At 69.4% G+C, this 22,884-nt stretch carries 21 protein-coding genes; 7 read left to right on the top strand and 14 right to left on the bottom strand.

What is annotated here, in order from left to right:
* Positions 1-15: 15 nt before the first annotated feature.
* From BM041_RS06640 to BM041_RS06665, 6 genes are read right to left on the bottom strand one after another with little or no spacing between them, the layout of a single operon-like run.
* On the bottom strand, positions 16-939 hold the full coding sequence (locus BM041_RS06640; RefSeq protein ID WP_092957149.1) for an ABC transporter permease: 924 nt from the start codon (positions 937-939) through the stop codon (positions 16-18).
* The gene (locus tag BM041_RS06645; RefSeq protein WP_092957152.1) at positions 936-1,802 is read right to left on the bottom strand and encodes an ABC transporter permease; all 867 of its coding nucleotides are present in this window, start codon (positions 1,800-1,802) and stop codon (positions 936-938) included. The genes BM041_RS06640 and BM041_RS06645 overlap by 4 nt, the downstream gene beginning before the upstream one ends.
* Complete coding sequence (locus tag BM041_RS06650; protein ID WP_245761945.1) at positions 1,792-2,574, bottom strand: ABC transporter ATP-binding protein; 783 nt, start codon at positions 2,572-2,574, stop codon at positions 1,792-1,794. Before BM041_RS06650 ends, BM041_RS06645 begins: the two co-directional genes overlap by 11 nt.
* On the bottom strand, positions 2,567-4,903 hold the full coding sequence (locus tag BM041_RS06655) for a xanthine dehydrogenase family protein molybdopterin-binding subunit (protein ID WP_092957158.1): 2,337 nt from the start codon (positions 4,901-4,903) through the stop codon (positions 2,567-2,569). The genes BM041_RS06650 and BM041_RS06655 overlap by 8 nt, the downstream gene beginning before the upstream one ends.
* Entirely contained in the window at positions 4,900-5,364 is a 465-nt protein-coding gene (locus tag BM041_RS06660; protein WP_092957161.1) for a (2Fe-2S)-binding protein, read from the bottom strand. Before BM041_RS06660 ends, BM041_RS06655 begins: the two co-directional genes overlap by 4 nt.
* The gene (locus BM041_RS06665; RefSeq protein ID WP_092957164.1) at positions 5,361-6,230 is read right to left on the bottom strand and encodes an FAD binding domain-containing protein; all 870 of its coding nucleotides are present in this window, start codon (positions 6,228-6,230) and stop codon (positions 5,361-5,363) included. Before BM041_RS06665 ends, BM041_RS06660 begins: the two co-directional genes overlap by 4 nt.
* 137 nt (positions 6,231-6,367) lie before the next feature.
* Between BM041_RS06665 and BM041_RS06670 the strand changes: the two genes are divergently transcribed.
* Positions 6,368-6,931, top strand: a complete 564-nt coding sequence (locus BM041_RS06670; protein ID WP_092957167.1) for a nucleoside 2-deoxyribosyltransferase — start codon at positions 6,368-6,370, stop codon at positions 6,929-6,931.
* Here the strand turns inward: BM041_RS06670 and BM041_RS06675 are convergent.
* The 6 genes from BM041_RS06675 to BM041_RS06700 form a co-directional block, all read right to left on the bottom strand.
* A complete protein-coding gene (locus tag BM041_RS06675; RefSeq protein ID WP_092957169.1) occupies positions 6,879-7,400 on the bottom strand; it encodes a MarR family winged helix-turn-helix transcriptional regulator in 522 nt (173 codons plus the stop codon). The genes BM041_RS06670 and BM041_RS06675 overlap by 53 nt on opposite strands.
* A gap of 131 nt (positions 7,401-7,531) precedes the next feature.
* Positions 7,532-8,956, bottom strand: coding sequence for a M20 family metallopeptidase (locus tag BM041_RS06680; RefSeq protein WP_092957171.1), 1,425 nt, complete (start codon positions 8,954-8,956; stop codon positions 7,532-7,534).
* Positions 8,957-8,967: 11 nt separating this feature from the next.
* A complete protein-coding gene (locus BM041_RS06685; RefSeq protein ID WP_092957174.1) occupies positions 8,968-9,726 on the bottom strand; it encodes an SDR family NAD(P)-dependent oxidoreductase in 759 nt (252 codons plus the stop codon).
* On the bottom strand, positions 9,726-11,420 hold the full coding sequence (locus BM041_RS06690; RefSeq protein ID WP_092957177.1) for a M28 family peptidase: 1,695 nt from the start codon (positions 11,418-11,420) through the stop codon (positions 9,726-9,728). Before BM041_RS06690 ends, BM041_RS06685 begins: the two co-directional genes overlap by 1 nt.
* Positions 11,421-11,434: 14 nt before the next feature.
* Complete coding sequence (locus BM041_RS06695; protein ID WP_245761946.1) at positions 11,435-12,397, bottom strand: Bug family tripartite tricarboxylate transporter substrate binding protein; 963 nt, start codon at positions 12,395-12,397, stop codon at positions 11,435-11,437.
* A 2-nt stretch (positions 12,398-12,399) separates the two neighbouring features.
* The gene (locus BM041_RS06700) at positions 12,400-13,806 is read right to left on the bottom strand and encodes a M20/M25/M40 family metallo-hydrolase (protein ID WP_092957182.1); all 1,407 of its coding nucleotides are present in this window, start codon (positions 13,804-13,806) and stop codon (positions 12,400-12,402) included.
* Positions 13,807-13,929: 123 nt separating this feature from the next.
* Between BM041_RS06700 and BM041_RS06705 the strand changes: the two genes are divergently transcribed.
* A complete protein-coding gene (locus BM041_RS06705; RefSeq protein ID WP_092957185.1) occupies positions 13,930-15,288 on the top strand; it encodes an MmgE/PrpD family protein in 1,359 nt (452 codons plus the stop codon).
* A 2-nt stretch (positions 15,289-15,290) separates the two neighbouring features.
* Here the strand turns inward: BM041_RS06705 and BM041_RS06710 are convergent, their stop codons facing one another.
* Entirely contained in the window at positions 15,291-16,724 is a 1,434-nt protein-coding gene (locus tag BM041_RS06710; protein ID WP_217648628.1) for an NAD(P)-binding domain-containing protein, read from the bottom strand.
* 255 nt (positions 16,725-16,979) lie between these two features.
* Between BM041_RS06710 and BM041_RS06715 the strand changes: the two genes are divergently transcribed.
* From BM041_RS06715 to BM041_RS06735, 5 genes are read left to right on the top strand one after another with little or no spacing between them, the layout of a single operon-like run.
* Positions 16,980-18,020 (top strand): TRAP transporter substrate-binding protein, encoded by a 1,041-nt coding sequence (locus tag BM041_RS06715; RefSeq protein ID WP_092957188.1) that lies wholly within the window; start codon positions 16,980-16,982, stop codon positions 18,018-18,020.
* The gene (locus BM041_RS06720) at positions 18,017-18,511 is read left to right on the top strand and encodes a TRAP transporter small permease (protein ID WP_092957191.1); all 495 of its coding nucleotides are present in this window, start codon (positions 18,017-18,019) and stop codon (positions 18,509-18,511) included. The genes BM041_RS06715 and BM041_RS06720 overlap by 4 nt, the downstream gene beginning before the upstream one ends.
* Positions 18,508-19,824, top strand: a complete 1,317-nt coding sequence (locus BM041_RS06725; RefSeq protein WP_092957194.1) for a TRAP transporter large permease — start codon at positions 18,508-18,510, stop codon at positions 19,822-19,824. The genes BM041_RS06720 and BM041_RS06725 overlap by 4 nt, the downstream gene beginning before the upstream one ends.
* Before the next feature lie 33 nt (positions 19,825-19,857).
* Complete coding sequence (locus tag BM041_RS06730) at positions 19,858-20,817, top strand: Bug family tripartite tricarboxylate transporter substrate binding protein (protein ID WP_092957197.1); 960 nt, start codon at positions 19,858-19,860, stop codon at positions 20,815-20,817.
* Positions 20,814-22,193: an ABC transporter substrate-binding protein gene (locus BM041_RS06735; RefSeq protein WP_092957200.1), complete on the top strand. Its 1,380-nt coding sequence runs from the start codon at positions 20,814-20,816 to the stop codon at positions 22,191-22,193. The genes BM041_RS06730 and BM041_RS06735 overlap by 4 nt, the downstream gene beginning before the upstream one ends.
* On the opposite strand, the gene urtE is transcribed toward BM041_RS06735, so the two are convergent.
* On the bottom strand, positions 22,190-22,882 hold the full coding sequence (urtE, locus tag BM041_RS06740; protein WP_092957203.1) for an urea ABC transporter ATP-binding subunit UrtE: 693 nt from the start codon (positions 22,880-22,882) through the stop codon (positions 22,190-22,192). The two genes, BM041_RS06735 and urtE, sit on opposite strands and share 4 nt — an antisense overlap.
* Positions 22,883-22,884 lie beyond the last annotated feature (2 nt).

Here is a 22,884-nt window from a genome sequence, read left to right on the forward strand (position 1 = left end):
GTCTCTCCTTCATTGTCAGCCGCGAACCGACGGGTGCCAGAAGGTCACCCGCCGCTCGATCAGCGCCATGGCGCCGTAGAATGCCGAACCCACCACCGCCGCGACAACGATTTCCGCCCAGACCATGTCGAGGGCGAGGCGCGCGGCTTCCGTCGTGATCCGAAAACCCATGCCGGTGGTGGGGGACCCGAAGAACTCCGCCACGATGGCGCCAATCAGCGCCAGGGGGGCATTCACCTTCAGCGCCGTGAAGATGAAGGGCAGGGCTGCCGGCAGGCGCAGCAGCAGCAGCGTCTGGCCATGGCCGGCGGCGTAGCTGCGCATCAGGTCGCGCTCCAGCGCGCCGGCGGCGGCCAGGCCCGCCACCGTATTCACCAGCATCGGGAAGAAGGTCATGGCGACGACGACGGCGGCCTTGGACTGCCAGTCGAAGCCGAACCACATGACCATGATGGGCGCGATGCCGACAACGGGCAGCGCCGCGACCAAATTGCCGATGGGCAGCAGGCCGCGCCGCAGGAAGGGCACGCGATCCGCCAGCAGGGCCATCAGGAAGCCCGCGCCGCAGCCGATGGCGTAGCCCGCCAGCACGGCCTTGACGAAGGTCTGCACGAAATCCTGCCAGAGCAGATGCGCCCCGCCGACCATGCGCACCGCGATGGCGGAGGGCGCCGGCATCAGGGCCATCGGCACCCCGAAGCCCACCACCAATACCTCCCACAGCGCGAGGATCGTGGCCCCGAAGGCGAGGGGGGCGGCCAGCGCCTGCCAGCCCTGGCCCGGCAGGTCGCCGAGTCGCTTCACCAGCCAGGCCGCCAGCAGCGCCACGACCGTGATGCCGAACCACATCGGCCCACCCGGTTCGCCCGGCGCATGCACGCCGGCGATCGCCAGCGCGAAGCCCAGCACGGCCAGGGCGGCCAGCAGCGCCGTCCTCATGCCCGCGCCCCCATCCGCCGCGCCACGAGGCGCTCCGCCAGGCCCAGCAGCCCGACCAGGCTGGCGGAGACGACGGCCGCGACGGTCAGCGCCGACCAGATCTGCAAGGTCTGCCCGAAATAGGACCCCGCGAGCAGCCGCGCGCCGAGCCCCGCCTGCGCGCCGGTCGGCAGTTCCGCCACGATGGCGCCGACGACGGCGGCCGCGACGGCGACCTTCAGCCCGGCGAAGAGGTAGGGCAGGGAGGTCGGCACGCGCAGCGTCCAGAACACCTGCGCCGGCGTCGCCGAATAGGTCCGCAGCAGGTCGCGTGCCAGCGCATCGGGCGCGGCGAGCCCCTTCACCATGCCGATTGCGACGGGGAAGAAGCAGAGATAGGCGCTGATGATCGCCTTCGGCATCAGCCCCGTCATGCCGAGCGCGCCCAGCGCGACGATCACGATCGGCGCCAACGCCAGCACCGGCACGGCCTGGGATGCGATGATCCAGGGCATCAGGCTGCGCTCCAGCGCCCGCACATGGATGATGGCGACCGCCAGCAGCACCCCCGCCAGCGACCCCAGCCCGAACCCCGCCAGCGCCGCGGACAGCGTGACTATCGCGTGGTTCACCAGGCTGCGGGGCGATGTGATGGGTGGCCCCGTCAGGCTGTTCCAGGTTTCCGTCAGGACCTGATGCGGCGCCGGCAGCAGCGGCCTGGCATGCGACAGGGTCAGCGACACCATCGTGGCGAAGTCGGGCGCGTTGCCGGCCCGCGCCTGCATGTCCCACACCACCTGCCAGTTCAGCCAGACGGCGCCGAGGTACCACAGCACCACGATCCCGGCGGAGACGGTCAGCACCGGGAGGATGCTAGCCCTCATAGGAATGGCCTGCGCGAAGACCCTCCCGCACGCGCTGGGCGATGCGGAGAAATTCCGACGTCTCCCGGATCTCCAGCGGCCGGTCGGGGCCGAGGTCGCAATCGACGATGTCGGTGATCCGCCCCGGCCGCGGGGACATGACGACGATGCGGGTTGAGAGGAACACCGCCTCCGGGATCGAATGGGTGACGAAGACCACCGTCTTCCGCGTCGCCGCCCAGAGCTTCAGCAGTTGCTCGTTGAGGTGGTCGCGAACGATCTCATCCAGCGCGCCGAAGGGCTCGTCCATCAGCAGCAGCTTCGGCTCGAAGGCGAGTGCGCGGGCGATGGAGGCGCGCTGCTGCATGCCGCCCGAAAGCTGCCAGGGGAATTTCCGCTCGAAGCCCGAGAGGTTCACCAGCGCCAGCTGCTTGCGCGCCCGCTCCTGCCGCTCGGCCTTGGAGAGGCCCATGATCTGCAAGGGCAGCATCACGTTGCCCTCGATGGTACGCCAAGGGAACAGCGCCGGGGCCTGGAAGACATAGCCGTAATCGCGCGCCAGCCGCGCCTCCTCCGGCGTCACTCCATTGACGCGGATCTCGCCACCCGTCGGCTTCTCCAGGTCGGCGATGACGCGCAGCAGCGTCGTCTTCCCGCAGCCCGAGGGGCCGATGAGGGAGATGAATTCGCCTGGCGCGATGTCGATATTCACGTCGGACAGCGCATGGACCGGCCCGTCATTGGTGCCGAACACCAGCGACAGGTTACGCGCGGCGATCGCCGGCTCAGCCACCGTTGCTGATCTCCCAGAGGCGCGAGGGGCTGAGCGGCATTTCGAGAATCTCGATCTCCTTGGAAGGCAGGTCCAGCGCATCCTCCAGAGCCTGCGCGAACAGCGCGCCGACGGGGATCGCGCCCGCCTCCCCGGCTCCCTTCACGCCGAGCGGATTCAGCGGCGATGGCGTCACCGTGTGGTCCATCCGGATGCGCGGCACATCCAGCGCGGTGGGCAGCAGGTAATCCGCCAGGCTGGCATTCATCAACTGGCCCTGTTCGTCCCAGTGCAGCTGTTCGAAGAAGGCATTGCCGATTCCCTGCGCGACGCCGCCCTGGATCTGCCCCGCCAGGATCAGCGGATTGATCACCGTGCCGCAATCATGCACCACGACGTAGTCGAGGATGGTGGGGCGCAGGGTCAGCGGATCGACCTCCACGATCATCGCATGCGCGCCGCTGGCCGTGGCGCCGCCGGCGGGACCGAAATAGGAGGTCGCCTCCAGCCCCGGCTCCGTGCCCGGCGTGACCGCGCCGCGCATGGGGTTCGCCAGGCCCGCCAGCGCGCCGAGCGTGATCGAATGGTCGGGCACGCCGACGACATGCACCTTGCCATCGGCGATCACCAGATCCTCCTCCGCGCATTCGAAGTGGCGCGCGGCGGTCTTGAGGATCTTCTGCCGCACGACCTTCGCGGCTTCATGCGCCGCGCTGCCGGCGACGACGGCGCCCCGGCTGGCGAAGGTGCCGACCCCCCAATAGAACTGGTCGGTGTCGCCGGTCGTCACCTCGATGTCGCGAATATCGACGCCGAGTTGTTCGGCGACCACCTGCGCGAAGGCCGTGGCGTGGCCCTGGCCCTGGCTGCCGATGCCGGTGGCGAGGCTGACCTTGCCGCTGCCCTGCACCTGGACCTTCGCGCCCTCATAGGGGCCGATCCCGGTGCCCTCGACATAGCAGACCACGCCGATGCCGAGCGCACGTCCCTCCGCGCGCGCCCTGGGCTGCGTCTCCGCGATGAAGCGGTCATAGCCGATGGCGTCCAGCGCCTTCGCCAGGATCGGCGCGTAATTGCCGCTGTCGTAGGAGAGGCGGGAGAAATCCTGGTAGATGACGCCCTGGTCGTAGGGGAAGGCATCCGGCGGGATGAAGTTGCGGCGCCGGATCTCGTTGCGGTCGATGCCGAGTTGTCGCGCCGCGATATCGAGCAGCCTTTCCATCACGAAGACACCGTGCTGGCGGCCGGCGCCGCGATAGGGCGTGACCAGCGTGCGGTTGGTGAAGACGGCGGTGAAGACGCTGTCATAGGCCGGCACGACATAGCAGCCGAGCAGCGTGCACTGGCTGTTCAGCGGCAGGGTCAGGCCATAGGGGTCGTAGGCGCCGTTGTCGTGCAGGAACACATCCTTCACGCCGAGGATGCGGCCCGACGCATCCAGCGCGATCTCCGCATCATGGATCTGGCTGCGTTCATGGGTCGTGGCGAAGAAATGCTCAAGCCGATCCTCGATCCACTTCACCGGCCGGCCGAGGCGCATGGCCGCCCAGGGCACCAGCACTTCCTCGGGGTAGAACATCATCATCTTCGGCCCGAAGCCGCCGCCGATATTGGGCGCCACCACGCGCACCTGGCGTTCGCTCAGGCCCAGCATCGCCGCCAGTCCGTTGCGGATGACGACGGGCGCCTGGGTCGTGTCCCACACCGTCAGCCGGTCCGCGCGCGGGTCCCATTGCGCGACGACGCCGCGGGTTTCCATGGGAATGGAGGCGCCGCGATCATAGGTGAAGCGCCGCCTAACGACCAGCGCCGCCGCCTTCGCGGCCGCCGCGTAATCCCCGCGATGCTGGTGGACCTTCGCCGCGACGTTCACGCCGAGATGCTCATGCACCAGGGCCGCGCCGGGTTGCAGCGCGGCTTCGAGATCGCCGACGGCGTCGAGGACCTCCCACTCAACGGCGATGTCGCCCAGCGCGTCCTCCGCGATGTAGCGGCTCTCGGCCACCACCATCGCCACGGGCTCCCCGACATGCCGTGCCTTGTCCTTCACCAGCGGCACCTGGCAGCATTGATGAAAGACCATGCCCGGCACGGGCGGCGGCGGCACCAGCAGCGGCCCTGGCTTCCAGTAGTCGCCCAGATCCTCCGCCGCATAAGCCGCGATCACGCCGGGCCGGGCGCGCGCGGCGCCGAGATCGACCGACAGCAGTCGCGCATGGGCGTGCGGGCTGCGCAGGAAGGCCACATGCAGCAGGCCGGGCAGTTCCACGTCATCGACGAACAGCGCCTCGCCCCGCAGCAGGCGGGGGTCCTCGTTCCGGGTCAGCGGCTTGCCGAAGGAATGCGTCATGCGCCGCGCTCCGCGGCCAGCAACACCGCATCGACGATGTGCTGGTAGCCCGTGCAGCGGCAGAGGTTGCCGGATAGCGCGTGGCGCACCTCATCCTCCGTGGGTTTCGGATTCTCGGCGAGGAAGGCCGTCATGGTCATGAGGATGCCGGGGGTGCAGTAGCCGCATTGCAGCGCATGGCTGTCCTGGAAGGCCTGTTGCAGCGCATTGAGCCTGGCCGGGGCCTGCGCCAGACTCTCCACCGTGCGTATGTCATGCCCCTCCGCCTGCACGGCGAAGGCAAGGCAGGCCCTCGCCGGCGCGCCATCCCAGAGAATCGTGCAGGCGCCGCAGACGCCGTGCTCGCAGCCGACATGCGTGCCGGTCAGGCCGATCTCGTGGCGGATGAAGTCGCTGAGCAGCAGGCGGGGCTCCACGTCGCGCTCATGGGCGACGCCATTCACCGTCACGCGCACCTTCATGCCGCGCGCTCCGCCGCCAGAGTCAGTGCCCGGGCGGCCAGCACGCCGGCGAGGTGCCGCTGATAGGCCGGGGATGCCTGCACGCTGCCCATCGGCTCGATCTCCGCCTTTGCCGCTTCGGCGGCTGCCGCGATATCCGCGCCCGTCAGCGCCGTTCCGACCAGCGAAGCGGCCGCGACCGGTGCCGCCATCGGCGTCGGCCCCGCGCTGCAGAAGGCCAGCCGCGCTTCCGCGCAGCGCCCGGCGCCATCCCGCCGCAGCAAAGCGGCCACGCCCATCATCGCGTAGTCGCCGCGCCGCCGCGCCACTTCCAGGAAGGCGGTGCCGGTGTCCGGGGGCAGGGGAGGGATGATGATCGCGGCCAGCATCTCATCCTCCGCCAGCGCCGTGGTCAGCGGGCCCAGGAAGAAGTCCCGCGCCGCGACCTCCCGCATCCCGGAGGCGCGCCGCAGCTCCATCCGTGCCCCGAGCGCCAGCATCACCGCCGGCATCTCGCTGGCCGGATCGGCGTGGGAGAGGTTGCCCCCCAGCGTGCCGCGCGTGCGGATCTGCGGATGCGCCACCTCCGCCAGCGCTTCCGCCAGCAGGGGCAGGCGCCGCGCCACGGCCGCGTCCCGCTCGATCATCCGGTAGCGGACGGTGGCGCCGACGCGCAGCGACCCATCCGCCAGCCAATCCAGCGAATCGAGCCCCGCCACCCGGTTCAGGTCGATCAGCACGCCGGGTTGCGCCACCCGGAAATTCATCGCCGGCACCAGGGACTGCCCCCCGGCCAGGAAGCGTGCGGCTTCCCCATGCGCGGCCTTCAGGGCCAGGGCGGCATCCACCGTCTCCGGCGCATGCCAGTCGAAGGGCGCCGGCTTCACGCGATCATCCTCATGGGGGCGAAACTGCCAGAACCGGGCCTGCCCCTGCCAGAGGCGTTTTCCGCATCGCCCGTTCCGCCACGCCGCCGGATGCCGCCTTCTTGCCCAGGCTGCGCGCGGCGTGGTCAGCTGGGGTCATGCCCATTACCGCCTATCTCGCCGGTCCCGATGTCTTCCTGCCCGATGCGCCGGGCCATGCCGCGCGGAAATCCGCCATCTGCGCCGCGCACGGCATCACCGCCCTGCCGCCGCTGAATGAGGATGTGGCGAGCCTGGCCGCCATGCCGGAGGCGGCGGCCTGGCGGATCATCTTCGCCAAGGACATGGCGATGATGGAACGCGCCGACATCGTCATCGCCAACCTGACGCCGTTCCGCGGCGCCTCGGCCGATGCCGGCACCCTGGTCGAACTCGGCTGGTTCCTGGGACGGGGCCGGCCGATCTTCGCCTATTCCAACAGCGCGATCCTCTTCGCCGCCCGCAGCCAGGCGCAGGTGGCGGCGGTGCCGGACCCCATGCCGGGGCTGACAGTCGGCGGCTTTGGCCTGCCGGACAACCTGATGATTCCGGGCGCCGTGGAAACCGGCGGGTTGCCCATCCAGCTGCCGGAAGGCGGCCGGGACCTGCCCTTCGATTCGCTGGCGGTCTTCAGTCGCTGTGTGGCGGCCGCGGCCCGGCGACTCGGCGTGGCGCCGGGCTGAAGGTCGGGGGTTCCAGATTCGCCTTGGCCCGCTTCAGCAGGGCGATCAGCGTCTCGACCTCCGCCTCGCTCATCCCCTGGGTGGCGACTCCGATCACCTCCCGCGCCCGGGGCAGCAGCACCTCCCGCAGGGCGCGGCCGGCCGGGGTCAGGCGGATATGGACCTTCCGCCGATCCTCCTGGCTGCGGTCCCGGGTGATCCAGCCCGCTTCCTCCATGCCCCGCAGGGCAATCACGGCGGTCGGTTCCTGCATGCCGATGCGGGTGGCGAGTTCGCGCTGGGTCAGGCTGTCCTCCTCCCACAGCACGCGAAGGAAGTACCAGGCGCCGAGCGTGGCACCGCTGGGCTGGATGCGGATCTGCAGGGCGCGCTGCATGGCGCGGTTCAAATCCCGGACCTGGAAGCCGAGGCTGTGTTCCAGCGGCAGCGCCAGGGCGCGGTCCGAATCCTTGGCGGCGCGACGGGTCATGGCCCCTTCTACAACCCCCGCCGCCGCGCCGGAAAGCGCGCCGGCGGGTCAGCCGGGCAGGAGCGGCCAGAAGCAGGCGACCGCGGGTGCGCCCCGGGCACGACCCTGGCCCGATCGCCGGTTCCGGGCGGCTATTCCGCCAGGGACATGCCCAGTGCCGGCTTGGCATCCGGCGGCAGCGGGCTCTGATAGGGCTTGCCGCCGGTGCGGGCGCGGTGGTCGGCCTTGGCCTTGGCGATGATGTCGGGGTTGCGCAGCGCATCCACCGCCGTGCCCGCCATCACCTTGGCCACATGAACCATGCCCGTATGGGCCGCGTCGGTCTTGCCCTGCGCCACCACCTGCCAGGAATGGCCGGGGGTGCCGATGGCGTAGGTGGCGCCCCGCGCCTGCACGGTCGGCACCTTCCAGGACACGTCGCCCACATCGGTGGAGCCGTTCATCCCCGCGCCCTTGGCGCCGAGCGGCACGATCGCGTCACACAGCGGCTTGCCCGTTTCCGGCACCACGCCCTGGCGGCGATAGGCAGAGAGGATGTCCTCATCCCGCAGCGTCTTCTGGATCTCGGCGGCGAATTCCTTGTCCGCCTCCGTGAAGGGCGGCGGGCCGAGACGCTCGAAATTGTCGTGCATGAGCTGTTCGAGCGGCGAGTTGCCGAGCAGGTTGGAGACGGCGGAGATGACCTGGGTGGAGACCGTCGTCTCCGTCATCAGCGCCGCGCCATCGGCGATCTTGCGCACGCGCTTCACCAGCGTGTTCAGCTCATCGAGGTTCCGCGCGCGGATGAGGTAGCGGACCTTGGTGCGGCTCTGCACGACATTGGGCGCGATGCCGCCGGCATCGAGATAGGCGTAGTGGATGCGCGCGTCGGAGGGCATGTGCTCCCGCATGTAGTTCACGCCGACATTCATCAGCTCGATCGCATCCAGGGCGGAACGGCCGAGATGCGGGGAGGAGGCCGCATGGGCGGCACGGCCGATGAACGAAAAATCGATGCGCGTATTGGCCAGGCTGATCGGTTCATTCACGCCGGAGAAGGCGGCCGGATGCCAGGATATGGCGATGTCCACGTCGTCGAAGGCGCCGGCGCGTACCATGAAGCCCTTGGCCGCGCCGCCTTCCTCCGCGGGACAGCCGTAATAGCGGACGCGCCCCGGCAGGTTGTTGGATTTGAGAAAATCCTTGACCGCGGCGGCGGCGAGCAGGCTCGCAGAGCCCAGCAGGTTGTGGCCGCAGCCATGGCCGTTGCCATCGCCCGGGATCGGCCGGTGCTCCGCCACGCCGGCTTCCTGGGACAGACCAGGCAGCGCATCATATTCGCCGAGGATGGCGATGACCGGCCCACCCTCCCCGAACTCACCCATGACGGCGGTCGGGATGCCGGCGACATCCTTCGTGATGGCGAAGCCCTCGGCTTCCAGCATCGCGATGTGCTCGGCGACGCTGCGATGCTCGTTGTAGCAGAGCTCCGGCATGCCCCAGACCCGGTCGCTCAGCGCCGCGTATTCCGGGCGCCGGTCATCCACCAGGCGCCAGATCTCGTCGTCATTGCGCATTGCCGTATCCCCTAGATCCGCCCGCCATTCACCGGCAGGACATGGCCGGTGATGAGTTTCGCATGCTCCGAGGCGAAGAACAGCACGCCATCGGCGATGTCATCGGGTTCCCCCAGCCGGCCGAGCGCGATGGTCCGCAGCACCGCCTGCTTCTCGGCCTCCGGCCGCGCCTCCCAGACCTTCATCTTGTCCGGCGTGCTGTATTGCAGCCCGGGCGCCACGCTGTTGACCGTGATGCCGTAGGGGCCGAATTCCACCGCCAGCTGCTTCGTCAGCCCCACCAGCGCGTGCTTCGCCGCCGTATAGGCCTGGATCCCGGTGCGGGAGGCCTGGAGCCCTGCGGTGGAGGAGACGGTGACGATCCGCCCGCGTCCCGCCGCCTTCATGCCCGCCCCCGCGGCACGGGTCAGCCCCAGGGCAGCGTTGACGTTGACGGCGAAGATCGAATCCCAATCGGCGTCCGGCGCTTCCTCCACCCGGTGGAAGGCTGCGCCCAGCGTGCCGCCGGCATTATGGACCAGCACGCGGATGGCCTCGCCCGTTGCCGCCTCCACGCCCTTGATCCAGGCACCGGCCGCGGCGCGGTCGGAGAGGTCCACGACCGCCGTCGTGATGCCCCGCCCGACCGCGGTTTCCGCCAGCCCCGCCGCATCCACGTCGCAGGTGAAGACGCGCGCGCCGAGCGCCGCGAAACGCTGGCAGATGGCGCGACCGAAGCCGATCGCGCCCCCGCTGACGGCCACCACCTGGCCATCGAACCGGATCTGCATCAGCCCAGCGCCGCCGCGGCGTCCGCGATGGCCGCGCGGGCTTCGCGCAGGGCATAGGCGATGCGGTTGCGCGCGCGCAGCGCATCGACGGCCGCGTACTTCTCCTCATCCGTGCCCAGCGTGGTGGCGGCCAGGTCGCGGATCGGCTGGATCGTCGGCCAGTTCGGCATGGGCAGGGCATGCGGATGCAGGAAGCGGTCGCCGGCCGTATAGTCCGCCGGCACCAGCGCGCGCGATGCCCGCATCAGCGCCGCATTCGCCCGCGCCGCGTCCTTCGCCGGCCGCCCCGCCAGCGCCGCCGCCGCATCGCGCAGCGCCATGGCGCTGTCCACCACCGCCTCGATCGGGAAGCGTCCCGCAAGCGTCGCCCGCAGCGGCTCCAACTCCGCCAGCAGGGAAGCCGCGGTCGCGGCATGATCCAGCGGCACCACCGGTGTCGCCATCAGGTTCCAGACGACCTGGCCCAGCACCCGCGTATCCCGCACCAGATTGCCCTCATCGACCTTGTCGATCGTGTCGTGCGGCGTGTGCCACCACCAGCCCAGCGCATTGCGTGCCGCGGCATGCTTCGCCGGCTGTTCGCTGAGCGTGCCGAACATGGAGGGAATGCCGACGCCGACGAAGCTGTCGTCGCTGCTGCGGTTCTTACGCTTGCCCTTGTAGACCTGGTTGGTGTGGGCCTGCACGGCGGAAGCCGCCAACTGCCACAGCTCCGCCATCGCCGCCGTGTTCGCCAGCACGGTCGCGCCCGCGCCGCCCAGGCTGTCCACATTCACATGCGCGACGCAGCGGCGATCCAACTCGTCCCAGTGGGCATCGGCATACCAGGCGCTGCTGGAATAGCGGCCATGCGAATGGCCGGACCAGAAGCAGACCCGCAGGCCACGCTGCCATTGCTCGCGCCGCTCAGCGCAAAGTCGAGCCACCTCCATCATCCCCGCATTGGCGGAGCCATTGTCCATCACGCCGTAGTACCAGGTGTCGTGGTGGCCGGAGAGCAGGACGAAGGGCTCGTCACCGCCGCCCGCCGGCCCGTCCAGCTCTGCCACCAGGATCGGCGTCTTGCGCCAGCCGGTATCGGCTTCCGCATGCAGCGTGACGACCGGGGCCTTCCCCGCCGCCAGCGCATCGCGGATGGCACTGCCATCGGCATGGTCGACGCTGCACACGACGGTGCGCGGCATGCCGTCCCTGGTGCTGTTGCCCGGGCTGCCCCAGACTGGGGAGATGCACATCTCATGGATGTGCTCGTGATGGCTGATGTGCAGATGGGCGATCGCGCCCGCATTCGTCGCGCGCTGCGCCGTCGCCGGCGTGGCCATGCCCTCGATCAGCAGGATCTTCCCGGCCAGGTCCTTGCCCGCGAAATCGGCCTCCGTCCCATGCCCGACATAGAGGGGCACGCCGGAGACACCCTCCGGCGGCGAGGATTGGGAGAAGCTTTGCGTGATGGCCTTCAGCGGCTTGCCGTCGACCAGCACGGAGGCCTTGCCCGGCAGGCTGATGAAGGCGTCATGCAGGATCACCTCCGTCCGGAAGCCGTAATCCCGCATCCGCTGGTCGATGAAGGCCAGGCCCTCCCGCTCCTCCGCGGTGCCGGAGCTTTTCACCCATCGCGCGATCTCTCGCAGATTGGCCATCATCTCCGGGCCGCTGACCGCGTCGGTGAAGTTCGTCGTCGTGCCGTCGGGCATGCTTGCCGTTCCCCTCAATCCATTCTCACGCCGGCAGTGCGGATCACCCGCGTCCAGCGTTCGACATCCGTCGCCAGTCGCCGCCCATAGGTCGCGCCATCCGCGCCCGCGGGGGTGAAGCCGAGGTATTCCAGCCGCGCCGCGATGGCGGGTTCCGTGACACCGGCGGTAAAGGCGCTTTCCAGCACGCGCAGGACCGCATCCGGCGTGCGGACAGGCGCCAGCACGCCCCAGTTGCTCGCGGCCTCGATGCCCGGCAGGCCCTGCTCGTCGAAGGTCGGCACATCCGGCAGCGCGCGGTTGCGCACATCGCCCGTCACGGCCAGCGCCACGAGCCGCCCGGCATCGACATGCGGCTTGGCGGCGCTGATGCCGTTGAACATCAGCTTCACATGCCCCGCCACCACGTCATTCGTCGCCGGCCCCGTGCCGCGATAGGGCACATGCGTCAGGTCGATCCCCGCCTGGATCTTCACCAGTTCCGCCGCCAGGTGGGGGCCGGTGCCGTTGCCGCCGGACGCGTAGCTCAGTTCGCCAGGGCGCGCCTTCGCCAGCGCGATCAGTTCCTGCACGCTGCGCACGGGGAGCGATGGATGCACGAGCAGCACGGACGATCCCGTGGCCAGCAGGGAGATCGGCGCGAAGTCGCGCAGCACGTCGAAGGGCAGGCGGGGGTAGAGGCCCGGGATGATGCTGAAGCTGGCATCCGTCATCAGCACGGTGTGGCCGTCCGGCTCCGCCCGCATGACGGCTTCCGATCCGATGACGCCGCCCGCGCCGGGCCGTGTCTCGATCACCAGATTCTGGCCGAGCGCCCGGTTCACATGTGGCTCGATCAGCCGGGCGAGGTTGTCCGTGCCACCGCCAGGCGCGAAGGGGATGATCACGCGTACGGGCCGGGCCGGGAAGCCGCCCTGCGCCAGTGCCGGCGACGCCAGCAGCGCCACGCCGCCGGCGAGGAATCCCCTTCGCTGCATGCTCATCGCTTCGCCGGCACCCGCCCCTCGCCGATGTCCCACCACACGCCCGCCAGCAGGCCGAGCCCTTCGCGCAGCAGCGGCGCCAACGCGTGCTCATCCGGCCCGTGCTGGTTGCAGCCGGCATAGCTGTTCGGAATCCAGATCACCGGCGTGCCCAGCTCCTCAAGGAACATGTCGGAGGGATTGGAGCCCGAGGAGTTGGGGACGATGTTCGGCGCACGGTTCGTGGTGCGCGCCATGGACCCCGCCACCATGCCGACCCAGGGATCATCCGGATCGGTGCGGGAAGCGCCGAACATGTCGCGCTCCATCACGGGGATGATCTCGACCTCCGGAAAACCCTTCGCATCCAGGTGGCGCCGCAGCGCGGGGACGATGCTGTCGCCCGGCACGTCTGCGCAGTGCCGCACCTGCAGCCGGGCCCGCGCCTCCCCCTGCACCGCATTGGTGGGCGCGTCGGGGTGGCCGGTGATCTGCGCCAGCACGATCACGCTGGTCCAGCCGAAGATTTTTTCGGCTTTTGTCAGCCCGGGCTCGCCCCAGTTCGCATCGCCCTGCGGCAGGCCGGGGATATCCTCGAACACCAATTCGCCGATGGCACGCTTCACCGCGGGCGGGATTGCGGCCGGCGTCCAGCCCTCCACCAGGATGCGGCCCTGGCGGTCCGTGATGCTGGCCAGCGCATGCGCCAGCACCAGGCCGGGGTCCGTCAGCACCCCGCCCCAATGGCCTGAATGATGCGCATGGTCGCGCAGGCGCACCAGCAGGTCGAAGGCCACGCCGCCACGCGCGCCGAGCTTTATCTCCGGCATGAAGGTGGTCTGCCGCGGCCCGTCCAGGCCGATGAACACATCCGCCGCCAGCCGATCCTTCTCCGCCTGCAACAGGCCGCGCAGCCCGGGCGAGCCCTGTTCCTCGCCGGTCTCCACCAGCACCTTGGCGTTGAAGCCGAGCCTGCCGCCACGCTCCGCCATCACGGCGCGCAGCGCCTCGATCGCGATCAGGTGCTGGCCCTTGTTGTCGACCGTGCCGCGCCCGTACCATTTGTCGCCGCGCACCGTGACCTCCCACGGATCCATGCCGTCGGACCACTTGCCCTTCAGCCCGCGCACCACGTCGCCATGGCCGTAGACGAGCACCGTCGGCAGGGACGGATCCTCGATGCGCGTCGCAACGAAGACCGGGCCGCGGCCCTGCTTCGGATTGTCGAGGACAACCTGGTCGAACGCCATGTCGCGCATCAGCGCGGGCAGCGTTTCCGTGCAGTAGCGGCGCAGCGCGGGCTCGCTGTCCGGCAACTGGCTTTCCGTCGGCACCGCGACGAGCGCACGCAGGCGTTCGAGGTATGTCCCCTCATCAAAGCAGCGTTCCGCCCGCGCGATCGCACCCGCCCGCGTCCCTGCCATGGAGACATTCCCCTTCCTTGCAGCGGAGATGCTGGCACGCATCCGGGGGCGGCGGGAAGCCGTTCACCCCTTGCCGTCTTCGCAAAGCAGGCGCCACCCTGGCGCATCGCGGAGGCAGCACCCATGGACAACCCCGGCACCACCCAGCGCATCGCCGACTGGATCGCGACCGTCCCGCGCCCCAGGATCGCCCGCGCCGCGCCCCTGGCGATCGAAGGCATGCGCGATGCCATCGGCGTGATCCTTGCCGGCGCGGCGGAGCCGGTGCCGCGGAAGGTCTTCGCGGCCGTCTCCCGCTGGGGTTCCGGCCCCGCGCGCATCATCGGGCACGATGGCGCGCTCGCGGCCCCCTGGGCCGCGCTGGTGAATGGCGCGAGCGCGCATGTGCTGGACTACGACGATACCTTCGCGCCGCTCAGCGGCCACGCCACCGCGGTGCTCGTTCCCGCCATCCTCGCGCTGGGCGAGGAGCGCAACGCCAGCGGGCCCGACCTGCTGGACGCGCTGGTGGTGGGGCTGGAGGTGATGGCCTGCATCGGCCGCGGCGTGAACCCGAGGCACTACGCGCTGGGCTGGCACGCCACCTCCACCATCGGCGCCATCGGTGCGGCGGCTGCCTGTGCGCGGTTGATGAACCTCGATGCGACACAGGCCCGGGATGCGCTCAGCCTCGGCGTCAGCATGGCGGCGGGCACGCGCATGCAACTGGGCGCGGAAGCGAAGTCCATCCATGCCGGCTTCGCCGCCAAGGACGGAATCCTGGCCGCCACGCTGGCGGAAGCTGGCGCCGGTGGCGCGGCGGAGGCGCTGGAAGGCCGCTGGCGCTTCGTCGATCTCTATGCCGGCCGCCCCGCCCCCGAAGGCGCCATGCTGCCGCCTGGGGAGAACGAGCCGCTCGCGATCGAGAGCATCGGCATCGCCTACAAGGCCTATCCCACCTGCGCCGCCACGCATCTGTCGCTCGATGCGCTGCTGTCCTTGCGTGAAGGCGCCGGCATCACCCCGGACAGGATCGCGGCCATCGAGACCGACCTCCCGCTGGTGCTGTCGCGCAACCTGATGCATCCGCGCCCGACCACCGGGATGGAGGCGCGCTTCAGCATGGAATACTGCCTGGCCGCCGCTGCCACCCAGGGGGCGCTGACGCTGTCGGATTTCGAAGGGGATGCGATCCACCGCGATGCCATCCGCGCCCTCATGCCCCGCATCACCATGCGTGGCGTGCCGGAGCCCGAGGATGCACCGCCGCCACCGACCACCGTGACCCTGCGGCTGACGGACGGCACGACGCTGACGGAGATGCGCACCGAGCGCCGCGGATCGCGCGGCAACCCGATGCGCGAGGCCGATCACGACGCCAAGTTCCGCGACTGCGCCGGGCATGTGCTGGATGCCGCCGGCGTGGCGCGTGCCCTGGCGGCGATCCACGGCCTGGCCACCGGCGGCGATGCCGCGTCGCTGGTCGATACGCTGGTCCCGTAGCGCTATTCCGCGGCAATCCGCGCGGGATCCAGTTCCACTTGCTTCACGTCATAGGCGCGCAGCGTGGCGTAGAAGGCCGGCAGGTCGCTTTCGAACAGCCCGCGCGTGACCCCCGCCGCAAGCCGCGGCACCGCCATGCCCATGGCGTTGATCGAGGCGCCGGCGGGGCCGAAGGACATGGTGGTGCCGATGCCGAAGAGGTGGATGTCCCTGATCCACGGCGCCTGCCCTGCTTCCCGCTCGACGAAACTGTAGTCGGGCGCGAGATAGGGGAATTCGCCGAGTCGCGTATTCGCCTCCTCCGCCGGCGGCGTGTAGCGGTCCTGCCAGCGCGCGATGGCATCCGCGAAGCCCGCAAGGCAGGGGACGCGCGCGGGGTCCATCTTCACGCCGGTGCCGCAGATCAGGAAATCCGCGCCGAATTCCCCGCGCTCGGTCGCGATGATGGTGCGCCCATCCGCGCCGACCCGCGCATCGGTCCAGGGCCGGCCGACATGCATGGTGAAATGCGGGAAACGCGTGACGCGTGCATAGGTATCGGGCGGAAAACCCTCCCGCAGCCCCAGCACATGGCTCATGAAGCGCCAGCGCCATTCATCCGGCATCTCGTGGAGGTGGCGCATGAAGCCCGCGAAGGTCAGCCAGCGATAGGGCTGCACCACCATCGGCTCCGCCCGCCGGCAGAACAGGTGCACCGCGCTGGCGCCGGCCTCCAGCGCCATCGCCGCATTGTCGAAGGCGGAGGCGCCGGCGCCGAGCACGGCAACGACCTTGCCCCGCAGCGCGGCGAAGTCGATGGGGTCGGCCGCATGGGCACGCAGATGCGCGGGCAAGGCGGTGACGAAGTCCGGCATCCACCAGAAGCCCGCATCCTCCTGCCCCGTTGCCAGCACCACCTTGCGCGCGAGCATCGGCCCGGTACTGGTTTCCACGCGCAGGCAGGGCAGCCCGTCATCCGTCCGCGCCGGCGTGATGCGCCCGGCCTCCACGCCGTTGCGCACCGGCACGCCCACCACGCGCCGCAGCCACAGCAGGTAGTCGTTCCAGTATTCCTTGGGGATGTAGCGCAGCGCGTCCCAGGACGCGCGGCCGTAGCGTGCCTCATGCCACGCCTGGTAGGTGAGGGAGGGAACGCCGAGATCCGGCCCGCTCTGGTCCTTCCAGGAACGGAGATTGTGCATGCGGCCGTAGGTCAGCCACGGTCCTTCCCGCCCTTCCGCGGCGCGGTCGATGACGAGGAGGTTGCGGACCTTGTCGCGCATCAGCGCGAAGGCCGTCACGACGCCGCATTGGCCCCCGCCCACCACCAGCACGTCCAGCACGGGGGCGCCATCGCAGGTCCTGGGTTGCAGCCAGGGCATGCGCGGATGCGCGATCAGGTCGAGGTCGCGCTGCACATCGGCTTCCAATTCGGCCAGCGTGCGGGGTGCGGGCAAGGCGGTGTCTCCGGACTGGGGCCTTGAAGAGGTGGGAGGATTCCACGGCGACGCCAGACCGCGCCAGACGCCTTGTCATCGTTAGGATCGTCTACGCCGCCTGATGATCACGTTTGCAGCGTATACGTGCAGTCCGTGCTGACGCCTGTCGCAATCGCGCGCGAAGTCATTCCGCCCGGCGCGCTTCGGCGCTTGCCATGCGGCCTCCCTTATTGCCACGCTCCCTTCGCAAGCGAGAGGCGGGGAGAGTCTTCGATGAAGCGACGTGACCTGATGGGCGCCGGCCTCGCGATCGGGCTGGCGGCACCGGCAACCCTGCGTGCGCAGGCGGCGCAGTTCACCTTTCGCCTGCATTCCTTCTCCTCGCCGACGGCGCTGGACCATACGATGCACCTCGATCCCTGGGCCGAGAAGGTGGCGCGGGAGTCCAACGGCCGCATCAAGATCGATGTCTTCCCGGCCATGCAACTCGGCGGTCAGCCGCGCGACCTGGTGCAGCAGTTGGAAGACGGCGTCGTCGACATCATCTGGACGGTGCCGGGCTTCACCCCGGGTCGCTTCATGGGGACGGAGGGGCTGGAGCTTCCCTTCCTCAACACCGGCCTCAGCGCCACCGAAAGCCCGGCCGCGATGGAGTTCATCGCCAAGCACCTGGCGGATACGGAATATCGCGGCATCAAGATCATCGCCGTGCATTCCACGGACCGTGCGCTGATCCATACCTCCCGCAAGCCGATCCGCACGCTGGAGGATTTTCGCGGCCTCAAGCTGCGCGTCGCCGGCCGCTTCATCGGGGAGGCCGTGACGGCACTCGGCGCCACCCCGGTCGGCATCCCGCTCGGCGGCGTTTATGAGGCGACGGCGCGCAACCAGGTGGATGGCTTCCTGATCAACTGGGCGATCACCCAGCCCTTCCGGCTCTATGAGGTCGCGAAGTTCCACAGCGAACCGCCGGGAGTCGGGCTGTTCCAGGGCATGATCCTGACGCTGATGAATGGCCGCAGCTACAACCGCCTGCCGGCCGACCTCAAGGCCGTGATCGACGCCAATTCCGGCCCCGCCCTCGCCGCCAATCGCGGCGCGATCTGGGACAGCCAGACCAAGCCCGCCATCGATGCCACCATCGCCGCGGGGAACGTGATCATCGCCATCGGGCCGCAGGAGAAGGCGCGCTGGCAGGCCGCCGTCGCGCCGGCCTATGACGCCTGGATCGCGGAGATGAACCGCCGCGGCCGCAACGGCCGCGCGATGTTCGACGACATCCTGGCCATCACCGCCCGGCACGGCCGCGCGTGACCCTGGCCTCGGCACGCGGGGCGCTGACGCGGCTCGCGACCCTTTTCGCGCTGGTGGGCGGCGGATTGCTGATGCTGGCGGTCTGCGTCACGACCGCTTCCGTCATCCGCGGCGCCTTCGGCCGCCCGATCCTGGGCGATAGCGAGATCGTGGAACTCGCCCTCGGCGTCGCCGTCGTCTTCTGCATGCCACTCTGTGAGATGAAGGGTGCGCATGTGCTGGTGGACTTCTTCACGCAGAAGCTGCCGAAGCGCGGCATCGCGGGGCTTGATGCCGTGATGCGCGCCGTGGCGGCGCTGGTCGTCGCCATCCTGGCCTGGCGGCTCGCGATCGGCGGCTACAACCAGTGGGACCGCGAACGCGAATCCATGTTTCTCCAGCTGCCCTTCTGGTGGGGCTATGCGGCGGCCGCCATCGGCATGGTGGCATGGAGCCTCTGCGCCGCCTTCGTGGCGCTGGAGAGCTTCGTGCGGATGCGGCGGCCGGCATGAGCAACCTCACCATCGGTCTCCTCATGTTCGGCGGCGCCCTCCTCCTCATCGGGCTGCGCATGCCGGTCGGCGTCGCGATGCTGCTTGTCGGTGGCTTGGGCTATGCCGGCATATCCGGCTGGGATCGGCTGTTCGCCACGCTGAACACCATGACCTTCAGCCGCTTCTCCTCCTACACGCTTTCCGTCATTCCGCTGTTCCTGCTGATGGGGGATTTCGCGACCAAGGGCGGCATGAACCGCGCGCTGTTCCGCTGCGCGCGTGCCTGGATGGGGCATTGGCGGGGCGGGCTCGCGGTGGCCAGCATCGGCGGCTGCGCGGCCTTCGGCGCCATCTGCGGCTCCTCCCTCGCCACCGCGGCCACCATGTCCCAGGTCGCGCTGCCGGAGATGCGGCGGCATGGCTATTCGCCGGCGCTGGCGACCGGCACGCTGGCCGCGGGCGGCACGCTCGGCATCCTCATCCCGCCCAGCGTCATCCTCGTGATCTACGCCATCTACACGGAGATGAGCATCGGGCAGCTCTTCATCGCGGCCGTCATCCCGGGCCTCATCGCCACGGCGGGCTACATGCTGGTGGTGAACATCTACACGCGGATGCACCCGGAATCCGCGCCCCCGGCCGCGCGCCTGCCCTTCGGCGAACGCCTGCGCGCCACGGGCGAGGTCTGGCCTGTGGTGCTGGTCTTCCTGATCGTCGTCACCGGCATCTATGATGGCTGGTTCAGCGCGACGGAAGGAGCGGCGATCGGCGCGGCCGCCACCTGCATCCTTGCCGTCCTGCTCGGCGGCATGCGCTGGCAGGGGCTGAAGGAAAGCCTGCTCTCCACCGCGGAAACCACCGGCCTCATCTTCATCGTGCTGCTCGGCGCGGAACTGTTCAGCGCAGGCCTCGCCCTGTCGCACCTGCCGTCGGAGGTCTCCTCCTTCGTCGCGGGGCTGCCTGTCTCCCCCACCGTGATCCTGTTCGCGATCCTCATCGTCTACTTCATCCTCGGCTGCTTCATGGAAAGCATGGCGATGGTGCTGCTGACGCTGCCCATCTTCGTGCCGCTGATGCTCGGCCTGGATTTCGGCCTGGACAGGACGCAGACCCTCGTCTGGTTCGGCATCCTGGTGCTGATGAGCGTGGAGGTCGGCATGATATCGCCACCCTTCGGGATGAACCTCTTCGTCATCAACGCCATGGCGAAGGATGTCCCGATGGGGGAGACCTATCGCGGCGTGATGGGCTTCGTGGTCTCCGATGCGATCCGCATCGCGATCCTGGCGCTGCTGCCGGCCCTCTCGCTCTGGCTGCCCGGACTCTGGTAACAACACTCAGGCAAGAACAGGGACAAGAACGCTATGCGCAGAGCCTTCACCAGTGCCCTCCTCGCGGCCGCGCTGCTGCTGCCCACGGCGGCCGTGGCGCAGCCCTATCCGAACCGTCCCGTGCGGATCGTCGTGCCCTTCCCGCCGGGTGGTGGATCGGACAGCCAGACCCGCGCCTTCGGCGACGCGATGGCCGCGCAGCTCGGCCAGCGCGTGATCGTGGACAACCGTCCCGGGGCGGGCGGCAACCTCGGCACCGACGTCGTCGCCAAGGCACCGGCGGATGGCTACACGCTGCTGACCGGCGGCCCCAACATCATCAACACGCGCTACCTGATCCGCGACACGCCATACCAGTGGGAAAGGGATCTTGAGCCGCTGGGCATGATGTTCTCCAGCGTGAATGTCCTTGTCGTCCATCCCTCCCTGCCCGTGCGCACGGTGCCTGAATTCATCGCCTATGCCCGCGCCAATCCCGGCCGGCTCAACTTCGCCTCCGCCGGCGCGGGCGGCTCCATCCACCTGTCCGGCGAGATGTTCATGAAGATGACGGGGACGCAGATGGTGCACGTCCCCTATCGCGGCGATGCCCTGGCGCGGGCGGACCTGACGAACGGCGCGGTGCAGCTGATGTTCAACACCATCGCGACTTCCATCGAACCGATCCGCGCCGGCCATTGGCGCGGCATCGCGACCACCGGCGGCACCCGGGCCGCGGCGCTGCCGGAATTGCCGACCATCGCGGAAGCCGGGCTGCCCGACTACCTGGTGCTGAGCTGGATGGGTCTCTTTGCCCCGAAGGGCGTGCCCGATCCCGTCGTGGCGCGGCTGCGCCAGGCCTTCGACGCTGTCTTCGCCGATGCCACCAACCGCGCGGCCTTCGAACGCCTGGGCGTCGATGTCACGCCGAGTTCGGCGGCGGACCACTTGGCCTTCATGCGGGCGCAGGAAGCGACCTGGGCCCCGATCCTGCGCACGATCGAGCCGCAATGACCTTGCTGCGCATCGCGGCGGAGAAGTGCCGCTTCACGCCGCCGCGCCAGGTGACGGACGATACCAGCGTCCTCACCCTGAAGAATCTGGTGCTGGAGCCGCTGATCCGCTGGGATGACGGTGTGCTGCGCCCGGGGCTGTTCGGCACCTGGGCGCGTGACGGCACGGCGCGACGCTGGCGCTTCACCATCCGTCCCGGCGCGCGCTTCCATGACGGCAAGCCCTGCGTCGCCGAGGATGTGGTCGAGTTCATTGGCCAGATCTGCAACTCGCTCGACATGTTCGGCATGAAATGGGCCTATTCGCGCTATCTCGCGGAGGCCCGCATCACGGCCGAGGGCAGCGACGTGGTGACGGTGGAGAACCCGACGCCCTTTGCCGATATCCTCGACATCTTCACGGAATTCTATCTCTGCCGGCTGACGTCGGATGGCCGTCCGCTGCTCGGCACCGGTCCCTGGCGCGTGCTGGACCATGTGCCGGAACGGGATGCGCTGCTGGAACGGGTGGCGGCGCCGGCGGACCGCATCGCCTTCACCGCGATGCCGGATGCCGATGATCGCCTCCGCGCGCTCCGTGATGGCAGCGCCGATGTCGCGATGAACCTGGAACGGATGCACGCGGCGCCGGATTTCGGCGACGACCTCGCCTGGGGCCGCGCGCTGAACACGCTCTCCGTCATGTACTACCTCAACTGCGCCGAGGGCTTCTTCACCAGCGAAGCCGCAAGGCGCGCCGTCAACATGGCGGTGGATTCGCAGGCCATCATCGATGGGCTGTTCCACGGCCTCGGCCAGCGTTCCTCGACCATTGTCAGCCCGCTGCATCTCGGCATGAAGGCGGCGGCGCTATCGCCCATCCCGCATGATCGGGATGCCGCCCGCCGCCTACTTGATGGCGCCGCACCATCAGCGCCGCTGCTGATCCGCACGCCGGAACACATGCCGGAAAAGGCGCGGGAGATCAGTGAACGTGTCGCTTCCGACCTTGCCGCCATCGGCCTGCCGAGTCGGATCGAGGTGCAGAAGGACCGCCCCGAATTCGCCCGAGAGGTCGGTCGCAAGGAGATGGGCGACATGGCCATCTTCGATTCCACGCCCCACAGCACCTATCGCGTGCTGAACGACAAGGTGTCCTCCGCCGTGAAGGGCATCTGGTGGCAGGGCCATGACGATGCGGCGCTGGAGGCGATGATCACCGCCGCCAACCACGCCGTGGTCGAGGATGAGCGGGAGGCCGCCTATGGGCGCTGCCTGTCCCGCCTGCAGGCCAACCCGCCCTGGCTCTATCTGTTCCATCCCGTCGAGGTCTTCGCCCATCGCACGGGCCTCGGCGGCATCACGATGGACGGCAAGGGCGTGCTGGGGATCGCCTAGACGGTCAGCAGCTTCCGCACCGCGGCCTCATCCAGCGAACCGGCGGGGCCGGACAGTGCGACCTCGCCACGCACCATCACCGCGATGCTGTCGGCGAGTTCGCGGGCGAAATCGTAGTACTGCTCCACCAGGATCACGGCCATGCCGCGATCCCGCGCCAGGTGGTGGATGACGCGGGCGATGTCCTTGATGACGGAGGGCTGGATGCCCTCCGTCGGCTCATCGAGGATCAGCAGGCGCGGCCGGGCGCAGAGCGCACGCCCGATCGCCAGCTGCTGCTGCTGGCCGCCCGAAAGATCGCCACCGCGTCGCCGCAGGAATTGCCGCAGGATGGGGAAGAGGTCGAAGATCTCCGAATCGACGCTCGACCCGCGCGGTGCCGCCGCCAGCGCCGTTTCCAGGTTCTCCTGCACCGTGAGGAAGGGAAAGATCTCCCGCCCCTGGGGCACATAGCCGATGCCGGCGCGGGCCCGTTCCGCGGGGCCGAGGCGCGTGACGTCGCGCCCCTCCCAGGTGATGGAGCCGGCGCGCACCTTCTCCAACCCCATGATGGCGCGGAGCAGGGAGGATTTGCCGACGCCGTTGCGGCCGAGCACCGCCGTCACCTTGCCCGGTTCCGCCACCAGGGAGACGCCGCGCAGGCAAAGGCTGGCACCGTAGGACAGGTCGATCGAGGCCACGTTCAGCATCG

Source organism: Falsiroseomonas stagni DSM 19981, from assembly GCF_900114315.1.
GTDB classification, from domain to species: domain Bacteria; phylum Pseudomonadota; class Alphaproteobacteria; order Acetobacterales; family Acetobacteraceae; genus Falsiroseomonas; species Falsiroseomonas stagni.